This window comes from Pseudomonas putida (assembly GCF_002741075.1).
Lineage (GTDB): Bacteria > Pseudomonadota > Gammaproteobacteria > Pseudomonadales > Pseudomonadaceae > Aquipseudomonas > Aquipseudomonas putida_T.
In genome coordinates this window covers 5,775,934-5,794,410 of the sequence record NZ_CP016634.1, presented here as the reverse complement: position 1 = coordinate 5,794,410, position 18,477 = coordinate 5,775,934, and the positions used below count along the sequence as shown (strand labels likewise).

At 58.9% G+C, this 18,477-nt stretch carries 20 protein-coding genes; all 20 read left to right on the top strand.

Annotated elements, in window-relative coordinates; translation table 11 throughout:
* Window positions 1-114 precede the first annotated feature (114 nt).
* Complete coding sequence (gene rpmH / locus IEC33019_RS27225) at window positions 115-249, top strand: 50S ribosomal protein L34 (RefSeq protein ID WP_003253163.1); 135 nt, start codon at window positions 115-117, stop codon at window positions 247-249.
* Between the two features lie 13 nt (window positions 250-262).
* Window positions 263-667, top strand: a complete 405-nt coding sequence (rnpA, locus tag IEC33019_RS27220; protein ID WP_081337396.1) for a ribonuclease P protein component — start codon at window positions 263-265, stop codon at window positions 665-667.
* Window positions 660-905 (top strand): membrane protein insertion efficiency factor YidD, encoded by a 246-nt coding sequence (yidD, locus tag IEC33019_RS27215; protein WP_011536514.1) that lies wholly within the window; start codon window positions 660-662, stop codon window positions 903-905. Before rnpA ends, yidD begins: the two co-directional genes overlap by 8 nt.
* Window positions 906-907: 2 nt before the next feature.
* The gene (gene yidC, locus IEC33019_RS27210) at window positions 908-2,590 is read left to right on the top strand and encodes a membrane protein insertase YidC (protein ID WP_070091296.1); all 1,683 of its coding nucleotides are present in this window, start codon (window positions 908-910) and stop codon (window positions 2,588-2,590) included.
* An 84-nt stretch (window positions 2,591-2,674) separates the two neighbouring features.
* Window positions 2,675-4,045: a tRNA uridine-5-carboxymethylaminomethyl(34) synthesis GTPase MnmE gene (mnmE, locus tag IEC33019_RS27205; protein WP_070091295.1), complete on the top strand. Its 1,371-nt coding sequence runs from the start codon at window positions 2,675-2,677 to the stop codon at window positions 4,043-4,045.
* A gap of 491 nt (window positions 4,046-4,536) precedes the next feature.
* Complete coding sequence (mnmG, locus tag IEC33019_RS27200; protein ID WP_043214202.1) at window positions 4,537-6,429, top strand: tRNA uridine-5-carboxymethylaminomethyl(34) synthesis enzyme MnmG; 1,893 nt, start codon at window positions 4,537-4,539, stop codon at window positions 6,427-6,429.
* Window positions 6,426-7,076 (top strand): 16S rRNA (guanine(527)-N(7))-methyltransferase RsmG, encoded by a 651-nt coding sequence (gene rsmG / locus IEC33019_RS27195; protein ID WP_070091294.1) that lies wholly within the window; start codon window positions 6,426-6,428, stop codon window positions 7,074-7,076. The genes mnmG and rsmG overlap by 4 nt, the downstream gene beginning before the upstream one ends.
* Window positions 7,077-7,094: 18 nt before the next feature.
* Window positions 7,095-7,886, top strand: coding sequence for a ParA family protein (locus IEC33019_RS27190; protein WP_043214197.1), 792 nt, complete (start codon window positions 7,095-7,097; stop codon window positions 7,884-7,886).
* A 9-nt stretch (window positions 7,887-7,895) separates the two neighbouring features.
* Window positions 7,896-8,768 carry a ParB/RepB/Spo0J family partition protein gene (locus IEC33019_RS27185; protein WP_070091293.1) on the top strand — a complete coding sequence of 291 codons (873 nt, stop codon included), beginning with the start codon at window positions 7,896-7,898 and terminating at the stop codon, window positions 8,766-8,768.
* A 149-nt stretch (window positions 8,769-8,917) separates the two neighbouring features.
* Window positions 8,918-9,325 (top strand): F0F1 ATP synthase subunit I, encoded by a 408-nt coding sequence (locus IEC33019_RS27180; RefSeq protein WP_043214193.1) that lies wholly within the window; start codon window positions 8,918-8,920, stop codon window positions 9,323-9,325.
* A 16-nt stretch (window positions 9,326-9,341) separates the two neighbouring features.
* The gene (atpB, locus tag IEC33019_RS27175; protein WP_023383137.1) at window positions 9,342-10,211 is read left to right on the top strand and encodes a F0F1 ATP synthase subunit A; all 870 of its coding nucleotides are present in this window, start codon (window positions 9,342-9,344) and stop codon (window positions 10,209-10,211) included.
* 145 nt (window positions 10,212-10,356) lie between these two features.
* Window positions 10,357-10,614 carry a F0F1 ATP synthase subunit C gene (gene atpE, locus IEC33019_RS27170; protein WP_003097235.1) on the top strand — a complete coding sequence of 86 codons (258 nt, stop codon included), beginning with the start codon at window positions 10,357-10,359 and terminating at the stop codon, window positions 10,612-10,614.
* A gap of 57 nt (window positions 10,615-10,671) precedes the next feature.
* Window positions 10,672-11,142: a F0F1 ATP synthase subunit B gene (locus tag IEC33019_RS27165; protein ID WP_023383136.1), complete on the top strand. Its 471-nt coding sequence runs from the start codon at window positions 10,672-10,674 to the stop codon at window positions 11,140-11,142.
* A 12-nt stretch (window positions 11,143-11,154) separates the two neighbouring features.
* Window positions 11,155-11,691 (top strand): F0F1 ATP synthase subunit delta, encoded by a 537-nt coding sequence (locus IEC33019_RS27160; RefSeq protein WP_099594107.1) that lies wholly within the window; start codon window positions 11,155-11,157, stop codon window positions 11,689-11,691.
* A gap of 21 nt (window positions 11,692-11,712) precedes the next feature.
* Window positions 11,713-13,257, top strand: coding sequence for a F0F1 ATP synthase subunit alpha (gene atpA / locus IEC33019_RS27155; RefSeq protein WP_070091292.1), 1,545 nt, complete (start codon window positions 11,713-11,715; stop codon window positions 13,255-13,257).
* Window positions 13,258-13,305: 48 nt separating this feature from the next.
* The gene (gene atpG, locus IEC33019_RS27150) at window positions 13,306-14,166 is read left to right on the top strand and encodes a F0F1 ATP synthase subunit gamma (RefSeq protein WP_023383133.1); all 861 of its coding nucleotides are present in this window, start codon (window positions 13,306-13,308) and stop codon (window positions 14,164-14,166) included.
* Between the two features lie 27 nt (window positions 14,167-14,193).
* Window positions 14,194-15,570, top strand: a complete 1,377-nt coding sequence (atpD, locus tag IEC33019_RS27145; RefSeq protein ID WP_023383132.1) for a F0F1 ATP synthase subunit beta — start codon at window positions 14,194-14,196, stop codon at window positions 15,568-15,570.
* Between the two features lie 44 nt (window positions 15,571-15,614).
* The gene (locus tag IEC33019_RS27140; protein ID WP_043214185.1) at window positions 15,615-16,040 is read left to right on the top strand and encodes a F0F1 ATP synthase subunit epsilon; all 426 of its coding nucleotides are present in this window, start codon (window positions 15,615-15,617) and stop codon (window positions 16,038-16,040) included.
* A gap of 112 nt (window positions 16,041-16,152) precedes the next feature.
* Entirely contained in the window at window positions 16,153-17,520 is a 1,368-nt protein-coding gene (glmU, locus tag IEC33019_RS27135) for a bifunctional UDP-N-acetylglucosamine diphosphorylase/glucosamine-1-phosphate N-acetyltransferase GlmU (protein ID WP_070091291.1), read from the top strand.
* A gap of 178 nt (window positions 17,521-17,698) precedes the next feature.
* Window positions 17,699-18,475: a DeoR/GlpR family DNA-binding transcription regulator gene (locus IEC33019_RS27130; RefSeq protein ID WP_070091290.1), complete on the top strand. Its 777-nt coding sequence runs from the start codon at window positions 17,699-17,701 to the stop codon at window positions 18,473-18,475.
* Window positions 18,476-18,477: the final 2 nt, after the last annotated feature.

The window sequence follows — 18,477 nt, the reverse complement described above, 5'->3', positions numbered from 1 at the left end:
TATAAGGCAAAAGCTGGTTGGAAATTGACCTATGGGCTTGCTTTCTCTAGAATCGCCGGTCTCTTAAAAAGGGGGCCATTCCGGCCCGTTGTCGACAAACCCAGGTAACACGCCATGAAACGTACTTTCCAACCAAGCACCATCAAGCGCGCGCGCACCCACGGCTTCCGTGCCCGTATGGCTACCAAGAACGGCCGCGCTGTTCTGTCGCGTCGTCGTGCCAAAGGCCGTAAGCGTCTGGCAATTTGATTTTTCGGCACAGGTGGTGAGTCAGGACTTCAGTCGGGATAAGCGACTGCTTACACCCCGGCATTTCAAAGCGGTCTTCGACTCCCCAACCGGCAAGGTTCCAGGGAAAAACCTGCTTATCCTTGCTCGCGAGAACGGACTCGATCATCCACGCCTCGGTTTGGTGATCGGCAAGAAGAGCGTCAAGCTCGCCGTTCAACGCAATCGTCTCAAGCGCTTGATGCGCGATTCGTTCCGTCTTAACCAGCAGTTGCTCGCTGGGTTGGACATCGTGATCGTCGCGCGCAAGGGATTGGGCGAGATTGAAAACCCAGAATTGCACCAACACTTTGGCAAGCTCTGGAAGCGACTGATTCGCAGTCGGCCCTCTCCAGCGGCTAATGCCGATTCCGCAGGGGTAGACAGTCACGATGCGTAAACTGGCACTCGTTCCGATCCAGTTTTACCGTTATGCCATTAGTCCACTGATGGCCAGTCACTGTCGTTTCTACCCCAGTTGCTCCTGTTACGCTTATGAAGCCATTGAAAACCATGGCCTATTGCGTGGTGGGTGGCTGGCCGTTCGTCGCCTGGGGCGTTGTCATCCGTGGAACGACGGTGGTTTCGATCCCGTTCCACCCGCTCCTTCCTCCCGAACTTCTTCGATAGCCGAGTAATCATGGATATTAAACGCACGATCCTGATCGTCGCCCTGGCAATCGTGTCCTACGTCATGGTTCTGAAATGGAACCAGGACTACGGTCAGGCTGCCTTGCCGACTCAGAATACTGCTGCCAGCAATGTGGCCCCGGCGTTGCCGGACACCGTGCCGGCCGGCAACAACGGCGCCAGCGCCGATGTGCCGAGCACCAATGCTGAAGCCAGCCCAGCCGAGCTGGCACCGGTCGCTGTCAGCAAGGACCTGATCCGGATCAAGACTGATGTCCTGAACCTGGCTATCGACCCGGTGGGCGGCGACATCGTCCAGTTGACCCTGCCGAAGTACCCGCGTCGCCAGGACCATCCAGACATTCCGTTCCAGCTGTTCGACAACGGCGGCGAGCGTGTCTACCTGGCCCAGAGCGGTCTGACTGGCAGCAATGGCCCGGATGCCCGTTCCACCGGCCGCCCGCTGTACGCTTCCGACAGCAAGAGCTACCAACTGGCTGATGGCCAAGACCAACTGGTCGTCGACCTGAAGTTCAGCGAGAACGGCGTCAACTACATCAAGCGCTTCAGCTTCAAGCGCGGTGAGTACGACCTGACCGTCAGCTACCTGATCGACAACCAGAGCGGCCAAGCCTGGAATGGCAACCTGTTTGCCCAGCTCAAGCGTGACGCAAGCTCCGATCCGTCGTCGAGCACAGCCACCGGCACCGCTACCTACCTGGGTGCAGCCCTGTGGACAGCTTCGGAGCCGTACAAGAAAGTGTCGATGAAAGACATCGACAAAGGCAGTTTGAAAGAAAATGTGTCCGGTGGCTGGGTCGCCTGGCTGCAGCACTACTTCGTGACCGCCTGGATCCCGAGCAAGTCGGACAACAATGTCGTCCAGACCCGCAAGGACAGCCAAGGCAACTACATCATCGGTTATACCGGTCCCGCCCTGAACGTCCCTGCTGGCGCCAAGGCTGAAACCAGCGCCATGCTGTATGCCGGCCCCAAGATCCAGTCCAAGCTCAAGGAACTGTCCCCAGGCCTGGAACTGACCGTCGACTACGGCTTCCTGTGGTTCATTGCCCAACCTATCTTCTGGCTGCTGCAACATATCCACAGCCTGTTGGGTAACTGGGGCTGGTCGATCATTGTCCTGACCATGCTCATCAAGGGTCTGTTCTTCCCGCTTTCCGCTGCCAGCTACCGTTCGATGGCGCGTATGCGTGCCGTTGCGCCGAAACTGGCCCAGCTCAAGGAACGCTTCGGTGACGATCGCCAGAAGATGTCCCAGGCGATGATGGAGCTGTACAAGAAAGAGAAGATCAACCCGCTGGGTGGCTGCTTGCCGATCCTGGTTCAGATGCCAGTGTTCCTGGCCCTGTACTGGGTACTGCTGGAAAGCGTCGAGATGCGCCAGGCCCCGTGGATGCTGTGGATCACCGACCTGTCGATCAAGGATCCGTTCTTCATCCTGCCGATCATCATGGGCGCCACCATGTTCATCCAGCAGCGCCTGAACCCGACGCCGCCGGATCCGATGCAGGCCAAGGTCATGAAGCTGATGCCGATCATCTTCACCTTCTTCTTCCTGTGGTTCCCGGCCGGCCTCGTGCTGTACTGGGTTGTGAACAACTGCTTGTCGATCGCACAGCAGTGGTACATCACCCGTAGCATCGAAGCTGCGACCAAAAAAGCCGCTGCTTGACGAACGGCTGACGGTCTGTGAATAAAAACGCCCCCTCGTGGGGCGTTTTTGCTATTTGTGTATTTTCCGTAGAGGTTTTCGAGCATGAACACTGTGCGTGAAACCATCGCCGCCATTGCCACCGCCCAAGGGCGTGGAGGCGTTGGCATCGTCCGCTTGTCCGGTCCCCTGGCCAGCCAGGCAGGGCAGGCCATCACCGGCCGCACGCTGACGCCGCGCCACGCCCACTATGGCCCGTTCCGTGACAACGATGGCCTGGTGCTGGACGAAGGCATCGCCTTGTTCTTTCCCGGGCCAAATTCGTTCACAGGGGAGGATGTCCTGGAGCTGCAGGGCCATGGTGGGCCTGTGGTCATGGACATGCTCCTGCAGCGCTGTTTGCAGTTGGGCTGTCGCCTGGCACGCCCAGGTGAGTTCAGCGAACGGGCCTTTCTCAACGATAAGCTGGACCTTGCCCAGGCCGAGGCGATCGCCGACTTGATCGAGGCAAGCTCCACCCAGGCCGCGCGCAATGCCCTGCGCTCGCTGCAGGGAGCTTTCTCCAAGCGTGTACATGCCCTCACCGAAGCGTTGATTGCCCTGCGCATCTACGTCGAGGCGGCCATCGACTTTCCTGAAGAGGAGATCGATTTTCTGGCCGACGGGCATGTGCTAGCGATGCTCGATATCGTACGCAGCGAGTTGTCCACAGTGCAGCGCGAAGCCGGGCAGGGTGCTTTGCTGCGCGATGGCATGACGGTCGTCATCGCCGGACGTCCGAACGCTGGTAAATCCAGCCTGCTCAACCGCCTGGCCGGCCGAGAAGCGGCCATTGTCACGGATATCGCCGGCACCACGCGGGATATCCTGCGTGAACATATCCACATCGATGGCATGCCACTGCACGTTGTGGACACCGCTGGTCTGCGCGACACCGACGATCATGTGGAAAAGATCGGTGTGGAACGTGCACTGAAGGCCATCAATGAAGCTGATCGGGTGCTGCTGGTGGTGGACTCTACCGCGCCGGAAGCGAGCGATCCGTTCGCCCTATGGCCAGAGTTCTTAGACCAGCGGCCAGACCCGGCCAAGGTCACACTGATTCGCAACAAGGCCGACCTCAGTGGTGAATCGGTCGCCATGGAGCAGTGCGAAGATGGCCACGTGACCATCACCCTCAGTGCGCAGGGCGAAGACAGTGGGCTGGACTTGTTGCGTGACCATCTCAAGGCCTGCATGGGCTATGAGCAGACTGCCGAAAGCAGCTTCAGCGCTCGCCGGCGTCATCTGGAGGCCTTGCGCCAAGCCGAGACGCACCTGGAGCACGGTCGGGCGCAACTGACCATGGCTGGCGCGGGTGAACTGCTGGCCGAAGACCTGCGTCAAGCGCAGCAGGCGCTAGGGGAGATCACCGGGGCATTCAGTTCCGACGACCTGCTGGGACGCATCTTCTCAAGCTTCTGTATCGGTAAATAACGCTGCATCGGTGTTTTCACACAGAGCCGCTCCCCAGGGAGCGGTTTTTTTTGGCCTGTGGAAACAGCGGCTCAAGAAAAAATCATCAACAGACGGAAATCTGAGCGAATGAGCTCTGTGGAAAAGTCGGGCTCAGCACCGTTGATAACCCGCCTTTTTTGTTGAGGACAAACCGCCCTGTGGGTAAGCATCACTTTAATCCACAGGTTAAACGCCGTTATCCAGAACCCTCATGCCCCTTCAAGCACAGGGTTTTGAATTCACCAAAGCATTATGAATACTGGGCTGCGTTGGTTTATCCACAGAGTCATGGTGTCCTAAGAATAAACATAAAAACAAAGCTTTTTTAAATTTTTCCTCTTTGTTTTCTTTTACCTGCCATTCATCCACAGCCTGGTCAAATTTTGCTCAGACGGTTTCTTTGACGGGGGTGAAGTCCCTATACTTGTCGGCTTACCTTCTCTATTCGCAAAACAGGCACGAGGTGCGTGGTGGATTTCCCTTCCCGTTTTGAAGTGATCGTCATCGGCGGCGGCCATGCCGGTACCGAGGCTGCGCTTGCGTCCGCACGCATGGGTGTGAAAACCCTGCTGCTGACCCATAACGTGGAAACCCTCGGTCACATGAGCTGCAACCCAGCTATCGGTGGCATTGGCAAAAGTCACCTGGTCAAGGAAATCGATGCGCTCGGCGGCGCCATGGCGTTGGCCACCGACAAGAGCGGCATCCAGTTCCGTATCCTGAATAACCGCAAAGGCCCGGCCGTTCGCGCAACGCGGGCCCAGGCCGACCGTGCCATCTACAAGGCCGTGGTCCGCGAGATCCTGGAGAACCAGCCGAACCTGTGGATATTCCAGCAGTCCTGTGACGACCTGATCGTCGAGCAGGACCAGGTCAAAGGCGTGATCACACAAATGGGCCTGCGCTTTTTCGCCGACTCTGTGGTCCTGACGACAGGTACTTTCCTCGGTGGACTTATCCACATCGGTCTGCAGAACTATTCCGGCGGTCGCGCCGGCGATCCACCCGCGATTGCCTTGGCTCACCGCTTGCGTGAACTGCCGCTACGCGTTGGCCGCCTGAAGACTGGCACTCCGCCACGTATCGACGGACGTTCCGTGGACTTCTCGGTCATGACCGAACAGCCGGGCGATACCCCGATTCCCGTGATGTCGTTCATGGGCAATGCCGACATGCACCCGCGCCAGGTAAGCTGCTGGATCACCCACACCAATGCCCGTACCCACGAGATCATTGCCTCGAACCTCGACCGTTCGCCGATGTACTCAGGTGTCATCGAAGGCGTAGGTCCGCGCTACTGCCCCTCGATCGAAGACAAGATCCATCGCTTTGCCGACAAGGAAAGCCATCAGGTGTTCATCGAGCCGGAAGGCCTGACCACGCATGAGCTGTATCCCAACGGTATCTCTACTTCGCTGCCGTTCGACGTGCAGTTGGACATCGTCCGGTCGATCCGCGGCATGGAGAACGCCCACATCGTTCGCCCGGGCTATGCCATCGAGTACGACTATTTCGATCCTCGCGATCTCAAATACAGCCTGGAGACCAAAGTTATCGGCGGGCTGTTCTTCGCCGGGCAGATCAACGGCACCACCGGCTACGAGGAGGCTGGCGCCCAAGGCCTGCTGGCCGGTACCAACGCCGCACTGCGTGCTCAGGGCCGTGACAGCTGGTGCCCGCGTCGCGACGAGGCCTACATCGGCGTGCTGGTCGACGACCTGATCACCCTCGGCACCCAGGAACCGTACCGCATGTTCACCTCGCGCGCCGAGTACCGGCTGATCCTGCGCGAAGACAACGCCGACCTGCGGCTGACCGAAAAAGGCCGCGAGCTGGGGTTGATCGACGACGCCCGTTGGGCCGCTTTCTGCGCCAAGCGTGAAGGCATCGAGCGTGAGGAGCAGCGCTTGAAATCCACTTGGATCCGTCCGGGTACACCCGAAGGCCAGGCGGTTGTGGACAAGTTCGGCACGCCGCTGAGCCACGAGTACAACTTGCTCAACCTGCTGGCGCGTCCGGAAATCGACTACGCCGGGTTGATCGAGGCGACCGGTGGGGAACAAATCGATCCACAGGTGGCCGAACAGGTCGAGATCAAGACCAAGTACGCCGGTTACATCGACCGCCAGCAGGAAGAGATCGCTCGCCTGCGTGCCAGTGAAGATACCCGCCTGCCTGTGGATATCGACTACACAACGATCTCCGGGCTGTCCAAGGAGATTCAGAGCAAGCTTGGCCAGACTCGCCCTGAGACCTTAGGACAGGCTTCGCGTATTCCGGGCGTGACACCAGCGGCGATTTCCCTGTTGCTGATTCATCTGAAAAAACGCGGCGCAGGCCGCGAATTGGAGCAAAGCGCTTGAGTTCCCTGGTCACCCCGCAACACGCAGAAGAGTTGTCCACAGGCGCGCGCCAGCTCGGTGTCGAGCTGAGCCCGCAGCAGCATGAAAAACTGCTGGGCTACCTGGCCCTGTTGATCAAGTGGAACAAGGCGTACAACCTGACCGCAGTGCGCGACCCGGACGAAATGGTGTCGCGTCACCTGCTCGACAGCCTCAGTGTCATGTCGTTTATCCACAATGACACCCAGAGCTGGCTGGATGTTGGCAGCGGCGGCGGCATGCCGGGTATCCCGTTGGCTATTCTGCATCCGCACAAACAAGTGACGTTGCTCGACAGCAACGGTAAGAAAACTCGCTTCCTCACCCAGGTGAAGATGGAGCTCAAACTGGACAACCTGCAGGTTATCCACAGCCGGGTCGAAGCGTTCCAGCCGGCCCAGCCATTCTCCGGCATCATCTCCCGTGCGTTCAGCAGCATGGAGAACTTCACCAATTGGACGCGCCACTTGGGCGACGCCCGGACGCAATGGCTCGCAATGAAGGGGCTGCATCCGGCCGATGAACTGGTAGCATTGCCCGCAGACTTCACAGTGGAAAGCGAGCAGGCCCTGACCGTTCCGGGTTGCCAGGGCCAGCGCCATCTGCTGATACTGCGCCGCAAGGCATGACTGGGAACACACGCAACAATGGCTAAGGTATTCGCAATCGCGAACCAGAAAGGTGGTGTGGGCAAGACCACCACCTGTATCAATCTCGCCGCATCGCTGGCCGCAACCAAGCGTCGCGTGCTGCTGATCGACCTCGATCCACAGGGCAACGCCACCATGGGCAGTGGTGTGGACAAACACGTCCTGGAGCATTCGGTCTATGACCTGCTGATCGGGGAATGCGACCTGGCCCAGGCCATGCACTACTCCGAGCACGGCGGCTTCCAGCTGCTACCGGCCAACCGCGACCTCACTGCCGCGGAAGTGGTGCTGCTGGAGATGCAGATGAAGGAGAGCCGCCTGCGCAACGCGTTGGCGCCGATCCGCGAGAACTACGATTTCATCCTCATCGACTGCCCACCCTCGCTGTCGATGCTGACCCTCAATGCTCTGGTCGCCTCCGATGGCGTGATCATCCCGATGCAGTGCGAGTACTACGCGCTCGAAGGTCTCAGCGACCTTGTGGATAACATCAAGCGCATCGCCGCGCGGCTGAACCCGGAGCTGAAGATCGAAGGCCTGCTGCGGACCATGTACGACCCGCGCCTGAGCCTGAACAACGATGTGTCGGCCCAGCTCAAGGAGCACTTCGGCGACCAGTTGTACGATACGGTCATCCCGCGCAACATCCGCCTGGCCGAGGCACCGAGTTTCGGCATGCCGGCCCTGGCCTACGACAAGCAATCGCGTGGCGCACTGGCCTACCTGGCACTAGCCGGGGAACTGGTACGCCGTCAACGCCGTCAATCACGCACTGCACAGACAACTTAAGGAATCCGCATGGCCGTTAAGAAACGGGGTCTCGGACGTGGGTTGGATGCACTGCTCAGTGGTCCTTCCGTCGGCGCGCTCGAAGAGCAGGCTGTGAAGGTGGACCAGAAAGAACTGCAACACCTGCCGGTCGAACTGATCCAGCGTGGCAAGTATCAGCCACGCCGTGACATGGACCCCGAAGCGCTCGAAGAACTGGCGCACTCGATTCGCAACCAGGGCGTGATGCAACCGATCGTGGTCCGCCCGATCGGCGAAAACCGCTACGAAATCATCGCGGGTGAGCGCCGCTGGCGCGCCACCCAGCAGGCTGGTCTCGACACCATTCCTGCGATGGTCCGCGAAGTACCGGACGAAGCCGCCATTGCCATGGCGCTGATCGAGAACATCCAGCGCGAGGACCTCAACCCGCTGGAAGAGGCCCTGGCGCTACAGCGCCTGCAGCAGGAGTTCGAGCTGACCCAGCAACAGGTCGCCGATGCCGTGGGCAAGTCGCGGGTCACCGTGGCCAACCTGCTGCGCCTGATCTCGCTGCCTGAAGCGATCAAGACCATGCTGGCCCATGGTGATCTGGAGATGGGTCATGCCCGTGCGTTGCTCGGGTTGGAAGAAGATCGCCAGGAAGAAGGGGCGCGGCATGTTGTCGCACGTGGGCTGACTGTGCGCCAGACGGAGGCATTGGTGCGTCAATGGCTCAATGGCAAATCTGATCCGGTCGAGCCGAGCAAACCTGATCCAGATATCGCACGCCTTGAACAGCGTCTGGCAGAGCGCCTGGGCTCAGCGGTTCAGATACGCCATGGCAACAAGGGCAAAGGCCAACTTGTAATTCGTTACAACTCTCTTGATGAGTTGCAAGGTGTACTCGCTCACATTCGTTGAAACACTTCCTGTTGTAGCGCGCAGTCGGAAATCACTACCGAAGAGTTGAATAGGGGTTAAACCACCCCTATACTCTGCGCGCATTTTGTCGGCACAAATTATGCCAAGTCATTGCTGACTTGAAGGTCGACTTTCGAGGAGCAGTTGTGATGGAAATCCGCACGCCAAACCGCTTGCCTTTCCATCGCTGGGCGGTTTTTCCGGTACTGCTGGCTCAATGTATCGTGTTTCTGCTGGCAACTCTGGTGTTGTGGCAGTGGCAAGGGGCGGTCAGCGGTTATTCAGGTCTCTGCGGAGGTCTGATTGGCTGGTTGCCCAATGTGTATTTCGCCTGGAAGGCTTTTCGCTATAGCGGGGCCAGGGCAGCGCAGGCCATCGTCAAGTCGTTTTACGCAGGCGAGGCAGGCAAATTGATTTTGACGGCAGTGCTTTTTGCACTGACCTTCGCAGGAGTGAAGCCACTGGCGCCGTTAGCAGTATTCGGCGTCTTCCTGCTGACCCTACTGGTCAGCTGGTTCGCGCCCCTGCTGATGAATAAAAGACTTTCGAGACCTTAGGGCGTTTGAGGCAACCATGGCAGCAGAAACCGCTTCGGGCTATATCCAGCACCACTTGCAGAACCTGACCTACGGTCAACTACCAGACGGCAGCTGGGGCTTCGCCCATTCGGCTGCAGAAGCCAAGGCAATGGGCTTCTGGGCGTTCCACCTGGACACCCTGGGTTGGTCCGTCGCGCTGGGTCTGATCTTCCTGTTCATCTTCCGCATGGCAGCCAAGAAGGCGACTTCCGGCCAGCCTGGCGGTCTGCAGAACTTCGTCGAAGTGCTGGTGGACTTCGTCAACGGCAGCGTGAAGGATTCCTTCCACGGCCGTAGCCCGGTGATCGCCCCACTGGCGCTGACCATCTTCGTCTGGGTGTTCCTGATGAACGCCATCGACCTGGTTCCGGTCGACTGGATCCCGCAGCTGGCCATCCTGATCTCCGGCGACCCGCACATTCCGTTCCGTGCCGTGTCGACCACCGACCCGAACGCGACCCTGGCCATGGCCTTCTGCGTGTTCGCGCTCATCATCTTCTACAGCATCAAGGTCAAGGGCCTGGGTGGCTTCATCGGTGAGCTGACTCTGCACCCGTTCGGCAGCAAGAACATCTTCGTCCAGATCCTGCTGATCCCTGTGAACTTCCTGCTGGAATTCGTCACCCTGATCGCCAAGCCGATCTCGCTGGCACTGCGTCTGTTCGGCAACATGTACGCCGGCGAACTGGTGTTCATCCTGATCGCCGTGATGTTCGGCGCTGGCATCCTGTGGCTCAGCGGCCTGGGTGTGGTGCTGCAGTGGGCGTGGGCTGTGTTCCACATCCTGATCATCACCCTGCAAGCCTTCATCTTCATGATGCTCACCATCGTCTACCTGTCGATGGCTCACGAAGATAACCATTAAGACCGCCTGGCGTGTCTGATAGCCTTCCCTGCCTGTTTGGGGGGAAGGCTGAAAACGTCCGCAAGGGCACCGCTGTACCAAACGATTTGTTTTACCGCTTCAAACTAAAAACCTAACCAATACGACGTAAAAGTCGGGAGGAAAGATGGAAACTGTAGTTGGTCTGACCGCTATCGCTGTTGCTCTGCTGATCGGCCTGGGTGCTCTGGGTACCGCCATTGGTTTCGGCCTGCTGGGCGGCAAGTTCCTGGAAGGCGCTGCTCGTCAGCCTGAGATGGTTCCGATGCTGCAGGTCAAAATGTTCATCGTTGCCGGTCTGCTCGACGCCGTAACCATGATCGGTGTTGGTATCGCTCTGTTCTTCACCTTCGCGAACCCCTTCGTTGGTCAGATCGCTGGCTAATCACTCGTTTCTACGAGTTGATTGGTGTGATGGACAAAGACCGAGCGAGGTGTTGGCGTGAACATTAATGCAACCCTGATTGGCCAATCCGTTGCTTTCCTGATTTTTGTGCTCTTCTGCATGAAGTACGTGTGGCCTCCGGTCATCACTGCTCTGCAAGAGCGCCAGAAGAAGATTGCCGATGGCTTGGACGCTGCCAACCGCGCAGCTCGCGACCTGGAGCTGGCCCAAGAGAAAGCGGGTCAGCAACTGCGTGAAGCAAAGGCACAGGCAGCCGAAATCATTGAGCAAAGCAAGAAACGCGCTGCTCAGCTTGTCGAGGAAGCCCGTGAACAGGCTCGCGTCGAAGCTGACCGTGTGAAGGCTCAGGCTCAAGCCGAGATCGAACAGGAACTCAACAGCGTCAAAGACGCCCTGCGTGCCCAAGTGGGTGCCCTGGCCGTTGGCGGTGCTGAAAAGATCCTTGGCGCCACAATCGATCAAAACGCGCATGCGGAGCTGGTTAACAAACTGGCCGCTGAAATTTAAGCGAGGGCGATCATGGCAGAACTGACCACGTTGGCCCGACCTTACGCTAAGGCTGCCTTTGAGCACGCCCAGGCCCATCAGCAACTGGCCAATTGGTCAGCCATGCTCGGCCTGGCTGCTGCGGTGTCGGAAGACGACACCATGCAGCGCCTGCTCAAGGCCCCGCGACTGACAAGCGCAGAAAAGGCCGCCGCATTCATTGAAGTGTGCGGTGACAAGTTCGATGCACAGGCACAGAATTTCATTCATGTTGCCGCGGAAAACGACCGTCTCCTGCTCCTGCCGGAGATTGCCACTCTGTTCGACCTGTACAAGGCCGAACAAGAGAAATCCGTGGACGTGGAAGTCACCAGTGCTTTTGCGTTGAACCAAGAACAGCAAGACAAACTCGCCAAGGTTCTCAGTGCACGGCTCAGCCGGGAAGTGCGCCTGCACGCGTCGGAGGATGCCAGCCTGATCGGCGGCGTCGTCATCCGCGCCGGCGACCTGGTAATCGATGGCTCGGTTCGCGGCAAGATCGCGAAACTGGCCGAAGCATTGAAATCTTGAGTTTGAAGGGGCAGCAGAGCAATGCAGCAACTCAATCCTTCCGAAATTAGTGAAATCATCAAGGGTCGCATCGAGAAGCTCGATGTCGGCTCCCAAGCCCGTAACGAAGGTACCGTCGTAAGCGTTTCCGACGGTATCGTGCGGATCCACGGTCTGGCCGACGCGATGTACGGCGAAATGATCGAGTTCCCGGGCGGCGTATACGGTATGGCACTGAACCTGGAGCAAGACTCCGTAGGTGCAGTGGTACTGGGTGCGTACACCTCCCTCGCTGAGGGCATGAGCGCCAAGTGCACCGGTCGCATCCTCGAAGTGCCGGTCGGTAAGGGCCTGCTGGGCCGCGTCGTTGACGCGCTGGGCAACCCGATCGATGGTAAAGGTCCTCTGACCACCACCGAAACCGACGCGGTTGAAAAGGTCGCTCCGGGCGTTATCTGGCGTAAGTCGGTAGACCAGCCTGTACAGACTGGCTACAAGTCGGTCGACGCCATGATCCCGGTTGGCCGTGGCCAGCGCGAGCTGATCATCGGTGACCGTCAGATCGGTAAGACCGCCATGGCGGTCGACGCGATCATCAACCAGAAAGACAGCGGCATCTTCTGCGTCTATGTGGCCGTTGGCCAGAAGCAGTCGACCATCGCCAACGTCGTTCGCAAGCTGGAAGAAGCCGGCGCCCTGGCCAACACCATCGTTGTTGCCGCCAGCGCCTCGGAATCCGCCGCACTGCAGTTCCTGGCCCCGTACGCCGGCTGCACCATGGGCGAATACTTCCGTGACCGCGGTGAAGACGCTCTGATCGTTTACGATGACCTGTCCAAGCAGGCCGTTGCCTACCGTCAGATCTCCCTGCTGCTGCGCCGTCCACCAGGACGTGAAGCGTACCCAGGCGACGTGTTCTATCTCCACTCCCGTCTGCTGGAGCGTGCTTCTCGCGTTTCCGAAGAGTACGTCGAGAAGTTCACCAACGGTGCCGTGACTGGCAAGACCGGTTCCCTGACCGCTCTGCCGATCATCGAAACCCAGGCTGGCGACGTTTCCGCGTTCGTTCCGACCAACGTGATCTCGATCACCGACGGTCAGATCTTCCTGGAATCGGCCATGTTCAACTCGGGCATCCGCCCTGCAGTTAACGCCGGTGTTTCGGTATCCCGTGTTGGTGGTGCCGCCCAGACCAAGATCATCAAGAAGCTGTCCGGTGGTATCCGTACCGCTCTGGCTCAGTACCGTGAACTGGCGGCATTCGCCCAGTTCGCTTCTGACCTGGACGAGGCTACCCGCAAGCAGCTGGAGCATGGTCAGCGCGTTACCGAGCTGATGAAGCAGAAGCAGTACGCTCCAATGTCCATCGCGGACATGGCGCTGTCGCTGTACGCCGCTGAGCGTGGCTTCCTGACCGACGTAGAAGTCTCCAAGGTCGGTAGCTTCGAGCAAGCACTGATCGCCTACTTCAACCGTGATCACGCCGAACTGATGGCCAAGATCAACGTGAAGGGTGACTTCAACGACGAAATCGACGCTGGCATGAAAGCCGGTATCGAGAAGTTCAAGGCCACCCAGACCTGGTAAGCCGCAGCGGGGGCTCCGGCCCCCGCTTGCTAACCTGATAGGTGATACATGGCAGGCGCAAAAGAGATTCGCAGTAAGATTGCGAGCATCAAAAGCACGCAAAAAATTACCAGCGCCATGGAGAAAGTGGCGGTCAGCAAGATGCGCAAGGCACAACTGCGCATGGCTGCTAGCCGTCCTTACGCGGAGCGTATCCGCCAGGTGATCGGTCATCTGGCCAACGCCAACCCGGAATACCGCCACCCGTTCATGATCGAGCGCCCTGTAAAGCGCGCCGGTTATATCGTGGTGAGCAGTGACCGTGGTCTGTGCGGTGGCTTGAACACCAACCTGTTCAAGGCCCTGGTCAAGGACATGAACGAAAACCGCGAACAGGGCGTTGAAATCGACCTGTGCGTGATCGGCAGCAAGGGTGCGACTTTCTTCCGCATCTTTGGCGGCAACGTCGTAGCCGCGATCAGCCACCTGGGCGAAGAGCCATCGATCAACGATCTGATCGGCTCCGTCAAAGTGATGCTGGACGCCTACCTGGACGGCCGTATCGATCGCCTCTCGGTGGTTTCGAACAAGTTCATCAACACCATGACCCAAAAACCGACGGTCGAGCAATTGGTACCGTTGGTGGCAACCCCGGATCAAGATCTCAAGCATCACTGGGATTACCTGTACGAACCCGACGCAAAAGAGCTGCTGGACGGCTTGATGGTGCGTTACGTGGAGTCGCAGGTGTACCAGGCGGTGGTCGAGAACAACGCTGCTGAACAAGCGGCCCGGATGATCGCCATGAAAAATGCCACAGACAACGCCGGTGATTTGATCAGCGAACTCCAGCTGATCTACAACAAGGCGCGTCAGGCTGCGATCACCCAGGAGATCTCGGAAATCGTCGGCGGCGCTGCCGCGGTTTAACGGTTCAAATATTCAGAGGATCCAGCTATGAGTAGCGGACGTATCGTTCAAATCATCGGCGCCGTCATCGACGTGGAATTCCCACGTGACGTCGTGCCGAGTGTTTACAACGCGCTGAAAGTACAAGGCGCGGAAACCACCCTGGAAGTTCAGCAGCAGCTGGGCGACGGCGTGGTTCGTACCATTGCGATGGGCTCCACCGAAGGCCTGAAGCGCGGTCTGGATGTCGTCGACACCGGCGCTGCCATCTCCGTTCCAGTGGGTAAGGCCACCCTGGGCCGTATCATGGACGTTCTGGGCAACCCGATCGACGAAGCGGGTCCGATCGGCGAGGAAGAGCGTCGTGGTATCCACCAGAAGGCGCCTTCGTTCGCTGACCAGGCAGGCGGTAACGACCTGCTGGAAACCGGCATCAAGGTAATCGACCTGGTCTGCCCGTTCGCCAAGGGTGGTAAGGTTGGTCTGTTCGGTGGTGCCGGCGTCGGCAAGACCGTTAACATGATGGAACTGATCCGTAACATCGCCATCGAGCACAGCGGTTATTCCGTGTTCGCCGGTGTGGGTGAGCGTACTCGTGAGGGTAACGACTTCTACCACGAGATGAAGGACTCCAACGTTCTCGACAAAGTAGCACTGGTCTACGGTCAGATGAACGAGCCACCAGGAAACCGTCTGCGCGTAGCGCTGACTGGCCTGACCATGGCTGAGAAGTTCCGTGATGAAGGTAACGACGTTCTGCTGTTCGTCGACAACATCTATCGTTACACCCTGGCCGGTACCGAAGTATCCGCACTGCTGGGCCGTATGCCTTCGGCAGTAGGTTACCAGCCGACCCTGGCCGAAGAGATGGGCGTTCTGCAAGAGCGTATTACTTCGACCAAAGAAGGTTCGATCACCTCGATCCAGGCCGTATACGTACCTGCGGACGACCTGACCGACCCGTCGCCAGCCACTACCTTCGCCCACTTGGACGCCACCGTCGTTCTGTCCCGTGACATCGCCTCCCTGGGTATCTACCCAGCGGTCGACCCACTGGACTCGACTTCGCGCCAGCTGGACCCGAACGTGATCGGCAACGAGCACTACGAAACTGCCCGCCAGGTTCAGTATGTTCTGCAGCGCTACAAAGAGCTGAAGGACATCATCGCGATCCTGGGTATGGACGAACTGTCCGAAGCCGACAAGCAACTGGTTGCCCGCGCTCGTAAGATCCAGCGCTTCCTGTCGCAGCCGTTCTTCGTGGCCGAAGTCTTCACCGGTTCGCCAGGCAAGTACGTTTCCCTGAAAGACACCATCGCTGGCTTCAGCGGCATCCTCAAAGGTGACTACGACCACCTGCCAGAACAAGCGTTCTACATGGTCGGCAGCATCGACGAAGCGATCGAGAAAGCCAAGAAACTGTAATCCCGGCGCCCCGAAAGGGGCGCTAATCAGGTTGAGGCAAGCAGATGGCTATGACAGTCCATTGCGATATCGTCAGCGCGGAAGGAGAAATCTTCTCCGGTCTGGTTGAGATGGTGGTTGCGCACGGCAACCTGGGCGATCTGGGTATCGCTCCAGGCCACGCGCCGCTGATCACCAATCTGAAACCAGGTCCGATCACGCTGACCAAGCAGGGTGGCGATCGCGAGGTGTTCTACATCTCCGGTGGTTTCCTGGAAGTGCAGCCGAACATGGTCAAGGTACTCGCCGATACCGTGCAACGTGCCGCCGACCTGGACGAAGCCTCCGCTCAGGATGCCGTCAAGGCTGCTGAGAAGGCCCTGCATGAGAAAGGCGCGGATTTCGACTACAGTGCTGCATCCGCACGTCTGGCCGAGGCCGCAGCCCAGCTGCGTACCGTCCAGCAGATCCGCAAGAAGTTCGGCGGCTGATACCGCAGGCTTCATGCAGATTGAGAAAAAGGGTAGCCATCGGCTACCCTTTTTCTTTTTGTCCCTCATATACCGGTCATGTCACTGACCGCCCAGGATTGGTAGCCAGTCAATGTCTCTCGATATCGTTATTCTCGCCGCAGGCCAAGGCACCCGCATGCGTTCGGCGCTGCCCAAGGTACTGCATCCGGTTGCTGGCAACTCCATGCTGGGCCATGTTATCCACAGTGCCCGACAGCTGAATCCGACGGGCATTCATGTGGTCATCGGCCACGGTGCGGAGTTGGTTCGCGAGCGTCTGGCCGCCAGTGACCTGAACTTCGTGATGCAGGACAAACAGCTGGGCACCGGCCATGCCGTTGCCCAGGCGCTGCCAGCAATCACTGCCGATAACGTACTGGTGCTCTATGGCGATGTACCGTTGATCGAGGTCGAGACTTTGCAGCGCCTCTTGGCCAAGGTCAGCGCCAACCAGCTGGGCCTTCTGACTGTCGATCTCGTGGACCCAACCGGTTACGGCCGTATCGTTCGCGATGCCCAGGGCCAGGTGACGGCCATCGTGGAGCACAAAGATGCCAGCGATGCGCAGAAAGCGATCAAGGAAGGCAACACCGGCATCCTGGCCATGCCGGCGTCACGCTTGGCCGACTGGATGAGCCGTTTGTCCAACAACAACGCCCAGGGCGAGTACTACCTCACCGACGTGATCGCCATGGCCGTGGCCGATGGCTTGGTGGTGGCCACCGAGCAGCCTCACGACCCGATGGAAGTGCAGGGCGCCAACGACCGGCGCCAGCTGTCGGAGCTCGAGCGTCATTATCAGCTGCGCGAAGGTCGCCGTTTGATGGCCCAGGGCGTGACCCTGCGTGACCCGTCGCGCTTCGATGTCCGTGGTGAAGTGACGGTTGGCCGCGATGTGCTGATCGACATCAACGTGATCCTCGAAGGCAAGGTGGTCATTGAGGACGACGTGCAGATCGGCCCCAACTGCGTGATCAAGGACAGCACCCTGCGCAAGGGCGCGATCATCAAGGCCAACAGTCATATCGAGGGTGCCGTGATGGGCGAGGGCAGTGATGCCGGCCCGTTCGCTCGCCTGCGCCCGGGCAGTGTGCTGGATGCCAAGGCCCATGTGGGTAACTTTGTCGAACTCAAGAACGCCCACCTGGGCGAAGGCGCCAAGGCCGGTCACCTGAGCTATCTGGGTGATGCCGAGATCGGTGCACGTACCAACATTGGCGCAGGCACCATTACCTGCAACTACGATGGCGCCAACAAGTTCAAGACCGTGATGGGCGAAGACGTGTTCATCGGGTCCAACAACTCCTTGGTCGCTCCTGTGGAAATCCAGGCGGGCGCTACCACCGCAGCGGGTTCGACCATCACCCAAACCGTTGAAGCTAAGCAGTTGGCGGTGGCCCGCGCACGCCAACGCAATATCGATGGCTGGAAACGTCCCGAGAAAATCAAGAAGAGCTGATTTATCCACAGTCAGTTATGCACAAGCCGGCTTATGTGAATAAGCCGGTTTTTTCTATCTGTGGAAAACAATGGGTCATTCAGCTGGCCGACAAAATGCCGTGGGCGGCGCTTGACGAATCGTTGGGCTTAGGTTTTGATTGCAATCATTATCTTTCGAATCGAAACTTATCACGCCAATGTCGAAACGAAACACCCCGCAGCGTCGTCACAACATCCTGGCTTTGCTCAACGAGCAAGGCGAGGTGAGCGTGGACGCCCTGGCCAAGCGTTTCGAAACCTCTGAAGTCACTATCCGTAAGGACCTGGCAGCGCTCGAATCCAACGGGCTGCTGCTGCGTCGCTATGGCGGCGCCATCCCTGTGCCACAGGAAATGCTCGTCGAGACCGTGCAGCCTGTGTCGAGCTACAAGCAGGCGATTGCCAAAGCGGCGGTAGGGCGGATCCGTGAACACGCGCGCATCATCATTGACAGCGGCAGCACCACCGCTGCCATGATCCCGCAGTTGGGGCGTCAACCCGGCCTGGTGGTGATGACCAACTCCCTGAACGTCGCCCGCGCCATCAGCGAACTGGAGCACGAGCCGGTGCTGCTGATGACTGGGGGTACCTGGGATCCTCATTCCGAATCCTTCCAGGGCCAAGTTGCCGAGCAGGTGCTGCGCTCCTACGATTTCGACCAGTTGTTCATCGGCGCCGATGGCATCGACCTCATCCGTGGCACGACGACTTTCAATGAACTGCTAGGCCTGAGCCGGGTCATGGCGGAAGTCGCCCGGGAAGTGATCGTGATGGTCGAGTCGGACAAAGTCGGGCGCAAGATCCCCAATCTCGAGCTGCCCTGGGGCAGCGTCAACACCCTTATTACAGATGATCGCCTGCCGCTGGAGGCACGCGAACAGATTCAAGCCCGCGGCATCAACCTGATCTGCGCCGCGATCAGCCAGGAGCAATAATC